At 62.8% G+C, this 15,883-nt stretch carries 13 protein-coding genes; 7 read left to right on the top strand and 6 right to left on the bottom strand.

The window, feature by feature from the left end:
• Window positions 1-9: 9 nt before the first annotated feature.
• A complete protein-coding gene (locus tag AAIL67_RS14410; RefSeq protein ID WP_063665074.1) occupies window positions 10-2,091 on the bottom strand; it encodes a UvrD-helicase domain-containing protein in 2,082 nt (693 codons plus the stop codon).
• A gap of 277 nt (window positions 2,092-2,368) precedes the next feature.
• On the opposite strand from AAIL67_RS14410, the gene AAIL67_RS14405 reads away from it, so the two are divergent.
• The 5 genes from AAIL67_RS14405 to AAIL67_RS14385 all read left to right on the top strand — a co-directional run bounded on the left by AAIL67_RS14405 (window position 2,369) and on the right by AAIL67_RS14385 (window position 5,593).
• A complete protein-coding gene (locus tag AAIL67_RS14405) occupies window positions 2,369-3,109 on the top strand; it encodes a hypothetical protein (RefSeq protein WP_343484270.1) in 741 nt (246 codons plus the stop codon).
• Window positions 3,106-3,672, top strand: a complete 567-nt coding sequence (locus tag AAIL67_RS14400; RefSeq protein WP_034393641.1) for a GTPase — start codon at window positions 3,106-3,108, stop codon at window positions 3,670-3,672. The genes AAIL67_RS14405 and AAIL67_RS14400 overlap by 4 nt, the downstream gene beginning before the upstream one ends.
• Complete coding sequence (locus tag AAIL67_RS14395; RefSeq protein WP_063665075.1) at window positions 3,669-4,070, top strand: roadblock/LC7 domain-containing protein; 402 nt, start codon at window positions 3,669-3,671, stop codon at window positions 4,068-4,070. The genes AAIL67_RS14400 and AAIL67_RS14395 overlap by 4 nt, the downstream gene beginning before the upstream one ends.
• A gap of 85 nt (window positions 4,071-4,155) precedes the next feature.
• Entirely contained in the window at window positions 4,156-4,515 is a 360-nt protein-coding gene (locus AAIL67_RS14390) for a hypothetical protein (RefSeq protein ID WP_003065585.1), read from the top strand.
• A 127-nt stretch (window positions 4,516-4,642) separates the two neighbouring features.
• The gene (locus AAIL67_RS14385; RefSeq protein ID WP_343484269.1) at window positions 4,643-5,593 is read left to right on the top strand and encodes an AEC family transporter; all 951 of its coding nucleotides are present in this window, start codon (window positions 4,643-4,645) and stop codon (window positions 5,591-5,593) included.
• A 176-nt stretch (window positions 5,594-5,769) separates the two neighbouring features.
• Here the strand turns inward: AAIL67_RS14385 and AAIL67_RS14380 are convergent, their stop codons facing one another.
• The 3 genes from AAIL67_RS14380 to hemE all read right to left on the bottom strand — a co-directional run bounded on the left by AAIL67_RS14380 (window position 5,770) and on the right by hemE (window position 11,033).
• Complete coding sequence (locus tag AAIL67_RS14380) at window positions 5,770-6,891, bottom strand: asparaginase (protein ID WP_045840183.1); 1,122 nt, start codon at window positions 6,889-6,891, stop codon at window positions 5,770-5,772.
• Between the two features lie 195 nt (window positions 6,892-7,086).
• Complete coding sequence (gene priA, locus AAIL67_RS14375) at window positions 7,087-9,258, bottom strand: primosomal protein N' (protein WP_063665076.1); 2,172 nt, start codon at window positions 9,256-9,258, stop codon at window positions 7,087-7,089.
• A gap of 659 nt (window positions 9,259-9,917) precedes the next feature.
• Window positions 9,918-11,033: a uroporphyrinogen decarboxylase gene (gene hemE, locus AAIL67_RS14370; RefSeq protein ID WP_045840207.1), complete on the bottom strand. Its 1,116-nt coding sequence runs from the start codon at window positions 11,031-11,033 to the stop codon at window positions 9,918-9,920.
• Between the two features lie 216 nt (window positions 11,034-11,249).
• Here hemE and AAIL67_RS14365 point away from each other — a divergent pair, with 216 nt between their 5' ends.
• Window positions 11,250-12,116 (top strand): GNAT family N-acyltransferase, encoded by an 867-nt coding sequence (locus AAIL67_RS14365; RefSeq protein ID WP_052057580.1) that lies wholly within the window; start codon window positions 11,250-11,252, stop codon window positions 12,114-12,116.
• 62 nt (window positions 12,117-12,178) lie between these two features.
• Here AAIL67_RS14365 and AAIL67_RS14360 read toward each other — a convergent pair whose 3' ends face one another.
• The gene (locus tag AAIL67_RS14360) at window positions 12,179-12,694 is read right to left on the bottom strand and encodes a hypothetical protein (protein WP_034405273.1); all 516 of its coding nucleotides are present in this window, start codon (window positions 12,692-12,694) and stop codon (window positions 12,179-12,181) included.
• A 313-nt stretch (window positions 12,695-13,007) separates the two neighbouring features.
• Here AAIL67_RS14360 and AAIL67_RS14355 point away from each other — a divergent pair, with 313 nt between their 5' ends.
• Entirely contained in the window at window positions 13,008-13,394 is a 387-nt protein-coding gene (locus tag AAIL67_RS14355; RefSeq protein WP_012836833.1) for a VOC family protein, read from the top strand.
• A 30-nt stretch (window positions 13,395-13,424) separates the two neighbouring features.
• Here the strand turns inward: AAIL67_RS14355 and AAIL67_RS14350 are convergent, their stop codons facing one another.
• A complete protein-coding gene (locus tag AAIL67_RS14350) occupies window positions 13,425-15,713 on the bottom strand; it encodes a thioredoxin family protein (RefSeq protein WP_343484268.1) in 2,289 nt (762 codons plus the stop codon).
• Window positions 15,714-15,883: the final 170 nt, after the last annotated feature.

Raw genomic sequence — 15,883 nt, 5'->3', positions numbered from 1 at the left:
CTCGGCTCTTCAGTTGGCGGCGCCCGGCGCCGCCTGGTCCGCCTGGTTCTTGCGCGCGGCAAATTCTTCGCGCAGCTTGCGCAGCTTCTCGCGCGGGTCTTCCTTGGCCGTGGCCGCATCGAGGCCCATCTCCTTGATGAAGCGGCTGGGTTGGCAGGCCACCATCTCACGGCCCTTTTTGCGGCGCTTGGTCCAGCTCACGGCCAGCGTGCGCTGGGCGCGGGTGATGCCCACATACATCAGGCGGCGCTCTTCCTGCAGCCGTGCTGCCGTTTCATCGCTGACCTGCTGCTGCTTGCCGTCGTCATCGTCCAGCTTGAATGGCAGCATGCCCTCGGTCACGCCGACCTGCATGACATGGGGCCATTCCAGACCCTTGGAAGCGTGGAGGGTGGAGAGCACGACCATGTCCTGCTCCTTCTCGCGTTCGCTGATGGTGGAGAGCAGGGCGATGTTCTGCGAGACCTCCAGCAGGCTCTTGACCTCGGTCTGGGTGCTGGTGCCTGCAGCATCTTCTATCTGGCCGCCAGCACGCTGGGCCATCCAGTCGCAGAACTCCAGCACATTGCTCCAGCGCGCGGCAGCGACAGACTCGCTGTCTTCGCTGTCATACAGATACTGTTCGTAGCCAATTTCCTTGAGCCAGTCGATCAGAAAGCTGCGTGAGGCCTCAAAGCCCATGGTGTGGCGGGCGCGGTATTCCAGGTCGTTGATATAGCGGCCGAATTCCAGCAGGCTCTCGAAGGCCTTGCGCGGCAGCGCCTCCTCCAGCATGGCATTGAACAGCGAGCCGAACATGCTGAGCTTGTGCGCGGCAGAGAATTCCCCGAGTTTGCCCAGCGTGGTGTGGCCGATGCCGCGTTTGGGTGTACCTATGGAGCGCAGAAACGCCGGGTCGTCGTCGTTGTTGATCCAGAGACGGAACCAGGCGCACAGGTCCTTGATCTCGGCGCGGTCGAAAAAGCTGGTGCCGCCTGAAACCTTGTAGGGGATGTTGGCCTTGCGCAGCGCCTTCTCGAAGGGCTTGGCCTGGTGGTTGGCGCGGTAGAGGATGGCGAAGTCCTTCCACGCGGGCTGCGGGTTCATATTGGCGCGCAGGCCCTGAATGCGGGCCACGGCGCGCTCGGCCTCATGCTCTTCAGTGTCGCAGTCGACGATGCGCACGGGTTCGCCCTCGCCGAGTTCCGAAAACAGTGTCTTGGGAAACAGCTTGGGGTTGGGGCCGATCACATTGTTGGCCGCTCGCAAAATGGCGCTGGTGGAGCGGTAGTTCTGCTCCAGCTTGATGACCTTGAGCTGCGGAAAGTCCACGGGCAGCTTCTTGAGGTTGTCCAGCGTGGCGCCGCGCCAGCCGTAGATCGACTGATCGTCGTCGCCCACCGCCGTGAAGTGGGCGCGCTCGCCCACCAGGAATTTGAGCAGCTCGTACTGCGTGGCATTGGTGTCCTGGTACTCGTCCACCAGCACATGGCCCAGCAGGCGTTGCCATTTCTCGCGCACCTCGGGGTGGCCGCGCAGCAGTCGCATGGGCATGCCGATCAGGTCGTCGAAGTCCACGCTCTGGTAGGCGGTCAGGCGCTCTTCATAGCGCTGCATGATGAGCGCGGTGCTGCGTTCGTTGTCGTCCTGCGCCATGGCCAGGGCCTTGCGGCTGTCCCAGCCCTGATTCTTCCAGCCGCTGATGGTCCACTGCCACTGGCGAGCCGTCGCCACATCGGTGGTGCCGCCCGCGCAGTCCTTGAGGATGCCGGTGACATCGTCGGTGTCCAGAATGCTGAACTGGGGCTTGAGACCGAGAATGTGGCCGTCCTCGCGCACCATGCGCACGCCCAGCGAGTGGAAAGTGCAGATCAGCACCTCCTTGGCCTGGCGGCCGATCAGACCGGCGGCGCGTTCGCGCATTTCGGCGGCGGCCTTGTTGGTAAAAGTGATAGCGGCAATGCGGCGCGGCGCCAGACCGGTTTCGATCAGACGGCCTATCTTGTGCGTAATCACACGGGTCTTGCCCGAGCCGGCGCCTGCCAGAACAAGGCATGGACCTTCGGTGTAATGCACGGCCTGGAGCTGAGCGAGGTTGAGACCAGCAGACATGAAGCAGAGTGACCCATCATCAAAAACAAGGACTGGGAGCATACCGCTTCGCTGTGAAGAGCCCTGATGACAGCGCTCACAACTGACAAAAATCAGGGACTCAGCGAGCGTTTCACCTACACGTGCGCCCTCGTGTTACTTGAATAATTGTTGTAATAAGGTGTTAGTTGTGTAGCGTGAAGATTGCATCGTGTCCGGCCTTGATCCCGACAGCGCCAGCGAATTTTCGATGGTTGAGGGATTCATTGTCTTTTCCTCAACCCTCAGGGTGTTGTGCATGGCGAGAACCATCGGTGAAGTGAGCTTGGCCGCAGAACTTTGGACGCCTGCCGTGCAGCAGCGCTTTGAAGCGCTGTTCGCCGTGGCCGCGCGCAAGTCGCTTTCCGGCTGGCGTCAGGTTCCGCGCCATGCGGCCGAAGTGCTGGTGATCGAAGGACTGGAGAGCCTGCTGGCCAGGGCCGAGGCGAGAGCTCCTTGCGTGGTCTATCTCGGCGGCGAGCCGGCCATGCAGCCGCTGGGGCGTTCTTCCCAGGGCTGGGCAGTACATCTTGATGTGGACTTCACGCTGTCCGACCTGATCGACATGCTCGACCGTGCCGCGGTTTTCCTCATGGACTGGAGAGCCCGGCACAGGGCCGGTGAGCCCCTGTCGCTGCAGCGTGCCTTGCAAGAGCTTCAGTCGCAGGGAGTCGACTGTACGCATTGCTTTCAAATCAAATCCTGGGTCGCCTTGCCTGGCAGCGTCAACAGCGCGCAGAACATGCGTGCGCTGGCGCTGCTCGCGCGTGGGCCTATCGATGCCAGATCGCTGGCCGAGCACGCCGGCATTGAGATGTCGCAACTATCGACCCTGCTGTCCCTGCCTCAGATTCAGGCAGTCCTGCGCTGTAGTCTGCGCGGCTCCGAGGACCCCTCCGCTGCGCAGAAATCAATTGCCCAGAAGCAGCCAGCCGCTTCCGTGACGCGTCAATGGCTCAGCAAGCTGACGGGCTGGATTACCCGTGGAGGACGTACATGACATCTTTCATGCCCATGCAGCCCGGCCTGGGCCTGCTGCGGGTGAGTCTGCTGGGGCCCATGGGCGTGGGCAAGACCACGGCGCTGCGCAGCCTGTGCGGGGAATTCATGGCAGGCAGCGATGTGCGCAACCTGGACAAGGTGACGCACAGCAAGGAGTTCACCACGGTAGGGGCGGAGTTTGGCGAGATCGATCTGGGCTCTGGCGAGCGACTGCAGCTGGTAGGCAGCCCCGGTCAGGATCGATTCGATTTCGTGCGCCGCTGGGTGCTTTCTGCATCGGTGGGAGCGCTGCTGATGGTGGACGTCAACGATGCGGGCGCGGTGGACTACGCCTGCGAGATGCTGACGGGGATCGCAGAGCTGGACCAGGCACCTTTGATGGTCATTCTCAGTTGCCGTCCCGCCAGCGGAGCAAGGCTGGAGGCATTCAGCTCCGCCCTGGTTGCCAAAGGCCATGACCTCACCCCGCTTGTTGAGGCTGATCCACGTGATCGCCAGCAGATGCTGGATGCCCTGAGCGTGCTGGCATCGCTGCTGTCCTTGCAAAGTCAGACTCTATGAAGACCCATAACTCCCTCGTGATTCCGCCACATGCCGTGGAGGCAGGTCGGGAAATCCTGGCGCGTGTGGTCGCCCCGGTGGCGGGCGTCCACATCGCCTTGCTCTGTACCCCTGACGGTTTCGAGATTTCAGCGCTGCGCATTCGCAGCGATCTGCCGACCGAACGACTGTCGGCCATGGCAGGCTCGCTCATGGCCATGGCCAAGGCCGTGGCCAATGAGATCGGACACAGGGATTGCAAGCGCCTGACCTTCGAGACGGAGTCGGGCACGGTGGTCTTCCAGGCGGTGAACGGCTCCTTCCCGGCCGTTCTCTGTCTGGTGGTGGATCAGAACGCCTTGCTGGGTCGCGCGCTCTGGGCGGCCGGTGAGGTTGCCACAGGGTACCTGCCCTCTTGATCACAGGTTCACTGGAGTTCTGAGTCTGAGTGGGTGCGCATCTGGCGCACGAGTTCCTTGTCTTGCTTTTTCAAAAGGTGGATTTATGGCCTCTATCCAGGATTCTCTGAACGCTCTGATGACCGCAGACGGTGCTGTCTGCGGCGCTCTCGTGGACAGCGCAAGTGGCATGCTGATGGGCAGCGTAGGCGGCGGCGTGGACATGGAGCTGGCCGCGGCCGGCAATACCGAGGTCGTGCGTGCCAAGATCAAGACCATGCGCATGCTCAATCTCAACGACCAGATCGACGACATACTGATCACTCTGGGCAAGCAATATCACATCATCCGTCCCGTTGCCGCCAATGACGGCGTGTTCTTTTATCTGGTGCTGGACAAGGCTCGTGCCAACCTGGCGCTGGCGCGCCGCAAGACTGCAGATGTGGAAAAGGAACTCAAGCTCTGACGCGCTGTCCTTGTACCTGTCACAGCAGCCTGCCTTGCGCAGGCTTTGTTTTTGGATAGGTCTGCACTGAAAAATTTTCATCGAAGGCCGTGAGAGGGCTGGAGCCGGGCGCTGTCACAATTTGTGCGTGTTGTCCGTTCTACTCATCACCTTTCCCTTCTTTGCCCTGGTGGCTTGCGGCTTTGTCGCCACATGGCGCGGCATCCTGCCCCAGGCAGCGATCCCCGGCCTCAATGCCTTTGTGCTGTACTTCGCGCTGCCTTGCATGCTGTACCGCTTTGGCGCGCAGACACCGATTCATCAGCTGCTCGACATCAACGTCACCCTGGTCTATCTGCTCTGTGCGGTGCTGATGGTGGGGGCGACCGTGCTGCTGACACACGCACGCCTGGGCTGGAACGATGCCGCATTCGGTGCACTGGTCGCTGCTTTTCCGAACACCGGCTTCATGGGCGTCCCCATGCTGGCGGCGCTGCTGGGCGCGCAGAGTGCGGGGCCGGTGATCGTGACCATGGCCATCGACATGGTCATCACCACCTCGGCCTGCATTGCGCTGTCGCGGCTCGATCTGGCGGGAGGGCAAGGAATCTGGCTGGCAGTGCGCAATTCGCTCAAGGGCATGGCGTCCAATCCCATGCCCTGGTCGATTCTGCTGGGCGGCCTGGCCTCTGCCATGGGTTGGGTATTGCCCGGCCCGGTGGACAAGACCGTGGCCATGCTGGCCGCAGCGGCTTCGCCGGTGGCCTTGTTCACCATAGGCGCCGTGTTGGCCCGCTCGCAGATGAACAGCCACGAACGCGTTGCCGTACGCGACTATGTGCCGATCGCACTGGCCAAGCTTGTCGTCCATCCCTTGCTGGTCTGGGCCGTCGGACAGGCCGCGATCTCCATGGGACTGGGGCTTCAGCACGAAACCCTGGTGGTGCTGGTGCTGCTGGCAGCCCTGCCGTCCGCCAGCAATGTGTCGCTGCTGACCGAGCGCTACGGCGCCCACAGCGGCCGCGTGGCGCGCATCATCCTGGTGTCGACCAGCCTGGCCTTCCTCAGCTTCTCCGCTGCCGTGGCGCTGATGACCTGATCAAAAACAAGAGCGGCTTGCGCAAGACCAACCTGCGCAAACCGCTGTTTTGGCTAAAAACCGCAAACAAGCACACCCCAACAAAGAGACACCGAGGAAGGGACGTCCCGCACCGAAGGTGTCGTCCCCCTCCCGAAAAGAGAGGGGGAAGGCGCGAAGCGCCTCAGGGGGAGTGCTCAATACTCCCAGAACATCCGCTGCAGTTCCTTGGTGTTGGCGCCCTTGGTCAGCGCCAGCATGGTCAGCAGGCGTGCTTTTTCGGGGCGCATGTCGTGGGCGACCACCCAGTCGTACTTGTCGTCGGGCTGTTCGGCATTGCGCAGCACAAAGCCGTAGGGCACGCGTGCCGAACGCACGATGAGCACGCCCTTGCCGCGTGCATCCTGCAGCGGCTTGACCATGCGGTCGGCCACCGAGCCATTGCCGGTGCCGGCATGGACGATGGCCTTGGCGCCGGCATCGACCAGGGCATTCACGGCCGTGGGCTGAACGCTGCCGTAGGCATAGACGATGTCCACCTGAGGCAGCTTGTCGATGTTGTCGATATTGAACTCGGAGTTCATGGTGTGGCGCTTGACGGGCGCGCGGAACCAGTAGTTCTTGCCCTCGACCACCATGCCCAGCGGACCCCACTGGCTTTTGAAGGCACCAGTCTGGATGTTGATGTCCTTGTTCACATCGCGGGCGGTGTTGATCTCGTCATTCATGGTGACGAAGACGCCCTTGCCCCTGGCGTCCTTGGAGCCTGCCACGCTGACGGCATTGACCAGGTTCAGTGCGCCATCGGCGGACAGGGCCGTGCCCGGACGCATGCTGCCGACCACGGCAATGGGCTTGTCGGTGTGAACGGTCAGGCTCAGGAAGTAGGCCGTCTCGGCCAGCGTGTCCGTGCCGTGGGTGATGACGATGCCGTCCACATCTGACTGCTTGGCCAGTTGCGAGACGCGCTTGGCCAGGGTCAGCAGATTGTCGTTGGTAAAGCTCTCGGAAGCGATCTGGAACACCTGCTCGCCGCGCACATTGGCGATCTGGGCCAGCTCGGGCAGGCCGGCCAGCAACTTGTCCACAGGTACCTTGGCGGCCGTGTAGGTGGCGCTGTTGACGGTCGAGGCACCGGCACCCGCAATCGTGCCGCCCGTGGCCAGCACCACCACATTGGGCTTGGCTGTCTGCGCCTTGGCCGCCTGCGCGGCCGCAGGCGATGCATCCTGAGCCAGAGCTGCGCCGGGGACGGACAGAATGCCCAGAACGGCAATGGTGGCGGCCAGCAAGCTCTGGCGGAAGACTTGTTTTTGCATGAAGTAGTGCTCCGTGATTGAATGAAACGGCCTCTTGTGGAGCCGAGCCTCACACCATGCAATAGCCATGCCGGCTTGCCCATTCGCGCAAATCCCGATGGATTTGCCAAGCGCCTGCGGTTTATATAAATTGATAGCTGTCAGCGCTTATGGGTAAAGGGCTAAAGAGCTAAAAACCTTAAATTTCAGACGACTTTAGATGCTGAGCGGATCCACATCCACCAGCCAGCGCACCAGCGGCCTGTGCTCGGGCAGCGTGCGCAGCCAGTGCAGATACTGCTGCCAGGCATTGAGAAAGCGCAGCAGGGCGCTGCGGTTGCCGGCTTCCAGCAGCATCTGGGCGCGCTCCACATTGGCCACGCGCTGCACCGCCATGGGGATGGGCGGGTAGATGAACACCTCGTCCAGATAAGGCAGCTTGGCCTCTCTGGCGACCTGGGTGGCGGCATTCAGAAAGGCCTGGGCGGCTTCCTGGGTACGTGCATCGGCCCGGACTATGGCCTGAAAGGCATAGGGCGGCATGCCGGCATCCAGCCGTTCCTTGAGTTGCTGCCTGGCGAACGCCGGGTAGTCATGCTTGCGCAGTGCGGTGTAGACGGCGTTTTGCGGGTCGTGGCTCTGGATCCACATCTCTGGATGGCTGCCCTGTGCCTGCACATATTGCGCGTCGCGCCCGGCACGCCCGGCGGCCTGCATCAGCAGGCAGAACAGCCGCTCCGGGGCGCGATAGTCGCTGGAGTACAGCGCGCTGTCGGGTTGCACGGCCGCCACCAGCGTGATGCGCCGAAAGTCATGGCCCTTGGCCACCATCTGGGTGCCTACCAGCACATCCACATCGCCGGCATGCACCTGGGCCAGCTGCTGCTCCAGGCTGCCCTTGGCCTTGGTGGTGTCGGCGTCGATGCGCGCCACGCGGGCCGGATTGCCGTCGGGGCGTTGCACATTGCGCAGCAGCCGCTCCAGCTCTTCCTGCAATTGCTCCGTGCCTTTGCCAAGTGGCAGGATGTCGGGGTTGCCGCAGCTGGGGCAGGCAAACGGCACACGCTGGGTAAAGCCGCAGTGGTGGCAGCGCAGCGTGCGGTCGCCCTTGTGAAAGACCTGGTGAGCGCTGCAATGGGGGCAGTCGCTCTTCCAGTTGCAGTCGGCGCAAAACAGCACGGGGGCAAAGCCGCGGCGGTTGAGCAGAATCAGGCTTTGCTCGCCACGTTTGACGCGCTCGGTGATGGCCTCGATCAGCGGAGGCGAGAACACGGCGCGTTTGGGCTGCTGGCCCATGTCCACCATTCTCACCCTGGGAAGGCTGGCCGCGCCTATACGGCTGGGCATATGCAGGCGCAGGTAGCGGCCGACATCGGGTTCCGAGGCATGCCAGCTCTCCAGCGACGGTGTGGCGCTGCCCAGTATGACCTTGGCGCCGGTATCGCGCCCGCGCCAGATGGCCAGATCGCGTGCCGAATAGCGTGCCCCTTCCTGCTGCTTGTAGCTGGCGTCATGCTCCTCGTCGACCACGATCAGCGCCAGTTGCGGCACGCTGGCAAAAATAGCCATGCGCGTACCCAGCACGATGCGGGCGCGGCCCGTGTGAGCGGCCAGCCAGCTTTTGAGACGCTGCGGGTTGGTCATGCCGCTGTGCATGCTGACTACGGCGTCCTTGCCGTACTGAGGCACGAAGCGGGCGACAAATCGCTCTTCCAGCTGAGGCGTGAGGTTGATCTCGGGCACCATCACCAGGGCTTGAGCCTCCGGGTTGGCATCCAGCACGGCTTGCACTGCACGCAGATAAACCTCGGTCTTGCCGCTGCCAGTGCTGCCGTAGAGCAGGAACGGGCCGGGGTTTTGCTCAATTTGCTCGAAAACCGCCGATTGTTCGGCACTGAGGGTGAGCAAAGGCGTTGCGCTGCTGGCGTCCTGCGTGTGAGCCATCGTCTCGGTGCTCGCTTGTGCTGCTTCAGCGACTTGTGTCTTCTTGCGCTTGCCGGCTGGCGTCTTGGCTGTCTTGGGCGGAGTCAGCCGCCGTGCCAGCTGTTCGGGCGACATATCGCGCAATTGAGGCGGCAAGGCGGTGACGGCGATCTCGCCCAAGCTGCGCTGGTAATAGTGCGCGGCAAAAGCCACCAGGCGTCGCCAGGCCTGGTTCAGCGGTTCTATGCCCTGCAGCAGGCCGGCAATGCTGCGCAGTTCCACCCCGTCTGGAATGGCTTCGGGGGCGGCGGGCGTATCCCAGACCACACCCAGCAACTCTCTTTTTCCCAGAGGAACGCGCGCCAAGCTGCCGGGCTCCAGCCATGCATCGCTAACGTAGCTCAACAGATCACCTACGGCGCTGTGGGCAGGGGTCTGGACGGCAACGTAAACGATATGGGACATGGAGTTGGATCAGGGGAAGGCGCTGCAGAGGCCGCGGTTCCTCAGAGCTATAGCAGATTTTGAGGCCTGCAAAGGCTTTGCGTTCTGTGGATAACTTTGTGAGAAACAATGTGCGCGAAAGGCCTGAGCAAGTCCTGTTCGTGTTTGCAAGCCGGCAGGATGGCTGAGTGGTTGAATAATTAATTTATTTAAAACAAAGACTTATATGTATTCATGAGGCGATGAGGAGCTTGCTTCGGAGGAGTGTTGGCCGGGAGTCTGCATCGCCATATCTGTGCATAAATCAGGCGGCGAGTCACTGTCAACCGAGAAGCTCCCTAAACCTAAATGCTTCCAAACCGCTGTGCAAAGTTCTTAACTTCGCAAAAAATAGCACTAGAGCCAGCAACCATGAGGCATGCAGTTATCTTGAAGCATCCATATGTGGATAACTTCCGTCAATCGATGCCAAGGTGGATGAAAAAATAAAAAAGCGCCAAGCACTGCTGGCGCCGAATTTTTCAGGGTCTGAGATTTAGTGATTTGAAATCAATGATTTGCTGCCGCTTTGCTGCATCTCAGACCGGCAATTGTCGCTCAATAACCATTTGATTTTATCGGGTGATTGAGGCCCGTTGTTCTGCAACAAATGCCTGGGAAGGCACTTGTTGCAGGGGGAGTCAGTCCTTTGTGCGCAGCAGGCGCGAGTGGCTGTGCACAGCTTCGACCAGCGCGGCCACATGTTCGGGCGGGGTGAACTGGCTGATGCCGTGACCCAGATTGAAGATGTGGGTGGGGCCGGTGGTGCTCTTGTCGGTATGAGGCTTGCCAAAGCTGTCCAGCACGGCACGCGCCTGGGCGGCGACCTGCTCGGGTGCGGCAAACAGCACATTCGGGTCGATATTGCCCTGCAGCGCCTTGCCGGTGCCGCCGACCTCGCCGCCCACAATGGCGCGCGCCTTGCCCAGATTGGCCGTCCAGTCCAGACCCAGCACTTCGCAGTCGATGTCCTTCATGTCGGGCAGCCAGATGCCGCCACCCTTGGTGAAGACGATGCGGGGCACGTCGCTGCCGTCCACGCCGGTGCGCTTGAGCTGAGCCAGCACGCGCTTGGTATAGGCGAGGCTGAATTCCTGGAAAGCACCGTCGGCCAGCACGCCGCCCCAGCTGTCAAAAATCATCACGGCCTGTGCGCCGGCATCGATCTGGGCGTTCAGGTATGCAGCCACGCTGTCGGCGTTGACTTCCAGGATGCGGTGCATCAGGTCGGGGCGCGAGTACATCAGCGACTTGACGGTGCGGTAGTCATCGCTGCCCTTGCCCTCGGTCATGTAGCAGGCCAGAGTCCAGGGGCTGCCCGAGAAGCCGATCAGCGGCACACGTCCATTGAGCACCTTGCGGATATTGGTGACGGCGTCAAACACATAGCGCAGCTTGTCCATGTCGGGCACGGCCAGCTCGGCCACGGCGGCCTCGTCGCGCACGACCTTGGCAAAGCGCGGCCCCTCGCCTTCGGCGAACGACAGGCCAAGGCCCATGGCGTCGGGCACGGTCAGAATGTCGCTGAACAGAATGGCTGCGTCCAGCGGGAAGCGATCCAGCGGCTGCAGGGTCACCTCGGTGGCGTAGTCCACATTGGTGGCCAGGCCCATGAAGCTGCCGGCCTTGGCGCGGGTGGCCTTGTACTCGGGCAGGTAGCGTCCCGCCTGGCGCATCAGCCACAGGGGCGTGTAGTCAGTAGCCTGGCGACGGCATGCGCGCAGGAAGGTGTCATTGGTCAGGGGGGCGAAACTCATATGCCGATTGTCGCCCACTCCGGCTTTCCCATTCACCACAATCCCGAGCGGCAATTCAGCTCTCTGTGCAGGTATAGCTGTTGCAAGGCCTTGTCACGAAAACGTCATCCAAATGTCGCGCAGGCTTCATCTGCGTTTTCCACAATGGCGCCACGCAGACACACCGTGTGGCACAGGCAGGCCGCCAACTGCGTCCAACACCGGAGGAAAGCAGACATGAGGCATCCCGAGATTCTTGATGCGCTGAATGGCCAGAGCATCGCGACGACACAGTCATCGGCTCCCTCGCTTTCCCATCGTCCCGCTAGTCCCGCACACGCTGCAGCGCCCGCTTTGCGCCTGCAGGTGCGCTGGGCCCGGCATCTGGACGAGGTTCGCCAGGCCCAGCGCCTACGCTACCAGATCTTTGCCGAAGAAATGGGCGCTGTGCTGCAGACGCCTGTGGCTGGCCACGATATCGATGTCTTTGACGATTTCTGCGAGCATCTGATGGTTTGCGATGAAGAGCAGAACAAGGTGATCGGCACCTACCGTCTGCTGACCCCCGCCCAGGCCCAGCGTGCCGGCGGTCTGTACAGCGATCAGGAATTCGATCTCTCGCCCATCAACGCCTGGCGGGCACAGATGGTCGAGCTGGGGCGCAGCTGCGTGCATGCGGAGCATCGCCAGGGCGGCGTGATTCTGGCGCTCTGGGGGGCGTTGGCCGAATTCATGCAGCGCAACCGGCTCGAGGCCATGGTGGGCTGCGCCAGCATTCCCATGCAGTACCCGGGCCTGGCCCATGGCGAAGGTCCGGCACGCATCTGGCAGCAACTGCGCCAGAGCCATCTGGCCGAGCCCGAGTTGCAGGTGCGCCCCCGAGTAGCCCTGCCCGAGGAGTTGGCGCATATCAGCAATGTCTCGGCAGATGCGTTGAAGGTCGAGCCGCCAGCGCTGATCCAGGGCTATCTGCGTGCCGGTGCCAAGGTGCTGGGGGCGCCGGCCTGGGACAGCGACTTCAATACGGCCGATCTGCCCATCATGATGCGCATGCAGGATCTACCCTCTCGCTACCGTCGACTGTTCGGGCGCATGAAGGCCTGAGGCGAGAGCAGAAAGCAAAAAGCCTGTGGCCATGCCACAGGCTTTTTTGATGGCGGGACGGGTCATGCCGCGTGGCTGGGCTCATCTTCCAGGCCTTCGGCAAACAGGCCCAGCGCCGTAACCATCAGGCCCAGCATGAGGAAGGCATAGGCTGCAATGGACAGCACCAGACTCATGCTGTAGCCCCATTGCAGAACCGAGCAGGCCCAATCCCAGGACCCATAAAGCGCGCTGCACTGATTGCTGGCCGGCATGTGCACATACCAGGTGACGGCGATCCACATCAGGACCAGCATCACCACCGTGGTGCGAAGCTTGTGCGACGGCGTCTGGTCCATGTTCTTGAGCAAGACCAGCGGTATGGCTCCGCCCCAGACAAACATCATCAGCCAACTGAAGGCAGGAGCCTGCGCCAGTGCCTGTTGCAACCAGTGCATCTTGGGCATGCTGTTGATGCTGGCCAGGATGTCCCAGGCAAAAGGCAGGGCCAGACCGGCGATTGCCAGACTGGCCAGCGCCAGTGCACGCAACAGGCAAAGACGTTTGTGAGACGGCTGGTGGATAAGGTTGGCATGCATGGCTTACCTCCTGTGCAGTTCAGGCAGTCCGCAGTGGTCAACGCGTGCAAGGCTGGCAAGGGCTGGAAACTGCGGTTGCGCCTGGCTTGTGGGCAGTTCCAGTCTAGAGCTTTTGCCTGGTTTGTGCCATAGGCACTATGCGCCTGCTTGAAGTCGCGCTCCACTCCAAGGCGAGGCTGATGTGCACAGTCGTAAAGTTGATTGCGCTAGGTTCATTGAGCTTGCCGGGGCTGGCATCAGCTTACCCCTGGGGCTAAGCTTGGTCTGCTCGACTCAGGGCCATGACCCCGCAGCGCCGGGCAAAGGAGTTCTTATGCTGAGCCATTCTGCTGTGACGACGATGCTGCCGGTGATGGATATGGCGCGTGCTCGTGCTTTCTACGAAGAAAGCCTGGGTCTGCAGCCAGGAGAGCTGCGGCCCGATGGAAAGTTTGTCTACCTGGTTGGCGGCAGTGCGCTGGCCCTGTTTCCAAAGCCTGGCGGCACCAAGGCCGAGCACACGGCCATCAGCTTTCGGGTGCCCGATATCGCTGCCAGCATTCGGGAACTGAAAAGCCGGGGTGTGGTGTTTGAGGACTACGACTTCCCCGACTTCAAGACCGTCAACCATGTCTGCGTGCTGGGGTCCGAGAAAGCCGCCTGGTTCAAGGACACTGAGGGTAACTACCTCTGCCTGCACGAGGAAGTGGCGCCAGCCTGAATTGCGTCATGCTCTGTGCGCGGTAATGGCCTAGATCTGTTTGAGTGCGTCAAGCACCTCGCTTTTGGAGAGCAGCTCGCTCAGCACCACAGGCTGCTTGCCGGGCAGGTACAGCACGTAGACGGGGACGCCGCTGCGCCCCAGCGATTGCAGTGCCTGGGTGATGGCCGGGTCCTGGCGCGTCCAGTCGGCGCGCAGCAGCTGCACCTGGTGCTGCGCAAAGGCCGCAAGCACCTCGGCATTGCTGAGCGTGGTGCGCTTGTTGACCTGGCAGGTCACGCACCAAGCGGCCGTGAAGTCCACAAACACCGGCTGGCCCGAGGCATGGGCAGACTGAACCTTGTCTGCCGACCAGGGTTGCCAGAGTTCGCCGACCTGTGTTTGAGCCTGGCCCGCAGGCTCGGCCTTGATCAGCGGCAGGGCGTAATAGGCCACGCCCGCGGCCAGCAGCAGGGCGAGAGCGCCGAGGCTGATGCGGCTCTTGCCGCGCAGGCCCAGGGCCCAAATCAGCGCGGCCAGCACCAGCAGCAGGGCCAGCAGGGCCGCAGCGGCATCCATGCCGCCCTGATGGCCCAGCACCCAGACCAGCCAGACCACGGTGGCAAACATGGGGAAAGCCATGGCGTGGCGGAAGGTCTGCATCCAGGGGCCGGGCCGCGGCAGCCAGCCCACGACGGCAGGCACGAAGCTGGCCAGCAGATAGGGCAGGGCCATGCCGACGCCGAGTGCGGCAAACACTGTCAGTGCCTGCGCCGCAGGCATATCGATGGCAAAGCCCAGCGAGGCCCCCATGAAGGGCGCCGTGCAGGGCGAGGCAATCGCCACGGCCAGCACGCCGGAGAGAAAGGAGTCCAGCACCGGGTTGCGCGCCTGGGCGCTGGCAATGCTGCTGGGCAGCAGGCTGCCGAACTCGAACAGTCCGGCCAGATTCAGCCCCAGCACGGTGAACAGCGCCGCCAGCAGCGACACGACCACGGGCGACTGCAGCTGGAAGCCCCAGCCCAGCTGCTGGCCGGCCGCGCGCAGGCCCAGCAGCAGTGCGCCGAGTGCCACAAAGGACAGCACCACGCCTGCGGTATATGCCAGCCCGCCCAGCCTCTGGGCCTGGCGGTTCTGGCCATGGCCCGCAAAGCCCAGCACCTTGATGGCCAGTACGGGAAACACACAGGGCATGAGATTGAGGATCAGGCCGCCGATCAGGCCGCCCAGCAGGGCCGCCCAGAGGCTGCCTGCACTGGCCGTATTGCCTGCCGGTAGGGGCTGTGAAGCGGTCTTGTTGGCCTCCAGCGCCGCTGCCAGGGCCGGCGATACGCCAGCCAGTGCGGGGGCGCTCCATCGGCCCTGCACGGCCAGTTCGCTGCGCCAGCCAGCGCTTTCGCCGCGCTCCAGCGCGGCAGCGCGCTCAGCAGGCGGCAGGGCCAGCACCACGGCCAGTTGCGCCGCGGTTTCGCCGCGCATATCGGACAGCGGCATGTTCTCTCCCACCCAGACCTCTCCGTCCCAGTGCTGCTTCCAGTCCTTGCCTGACTCTGCGGCATGTTTGAAGGTGTCGGCGTTCTCGGGATAGAACTCCAGTGTTTTGCCCTTGAGGCTGGCCGGCAGTCCGGGTATGCGCAGCGTCACTCGGTCGTCGGGCAGGTTCGTGCCTTCGGCCTTGCCGGACTCAACAAGGGCCTGGCCGCCCTGGCTCAGCGCCTGGGGCTGGCCGGCCTGTGCCTGCACAAAGGCCTGGCTGTGAGGGGCGCTGCTGCCCTGAACGGGGATCTGCAACTGGAAGTTGCCGGACTCGGGAATGCATTCCACGCGGCAGACCAGCCATTCGGCGGCCAGGCCCAGATCCACTACGCCTGAGGCCGGTGCCTTGAAGTCGGCAGCGACCTTGATGGGCACGGGCAGCAGCACCGTGTCCTCATAGCCATAGTTGACCAGGGGGCCCACGCGCAGCGCATGAGGCAGCGGCCAGGCGATGGGGCCGGCCTCCAGGCCCGGAGGCAGTTGCCACTGCAGCACGGTGGGTAGGCCCGAATCGCCAGCATTTTTCCAATAGGTATGCCATTCGGGTTGATGGCTGATCTTCAACCCCAGCCAGAAGACCTGACCGGCGGTGATGCCCTCGGGGGCCTGGGCCACCAGCTCGGCCTGCACGCGCGGCGTCTGCACGGTGGCGGCACCCGAAGCCGCATTTTTGAGCAGGATCTGCGCGCCAGCGCCGGTGGCAAAAGCACAGGCCCAGACGGCCAGCGCCAGCATCAGCCAGAGTGAAAGGCGCTGCGAGAGGCGGCGGGGTCCGGTGGTCAGGGAAAGGGCTTGAGAAGACATGGCGGACGGTGGGAGTCTGTTGCGGTGTTTTTGGTTCCCTGCACGGGGGCGGCCGATTGGCAAAACCAATGCTTGCATAGGCGCATGGTATTGGACAGAAGGCGCGGGCGGACTCCATCATGGCTCGGCCTGCAAGGCTCAAACAGCCCGCAGCCGGAGCCGGTCGCAGG

Source organism: Comamonas sp. A7-5, from assembly GCF_039581385.1.
Taxonomy (GTDB): Bacteria; Pseudomonadota; Gammaproteobacteria; order Burkholderiales; family Burkholderiaceae_C; genus Comamonas; species Comamonas thiooxydans.
The sequence above is the reverse complement of the archived record's forward strand: the minus strand, read 5'-3'. Positions and strand labels throughout refer to the sequence as shown.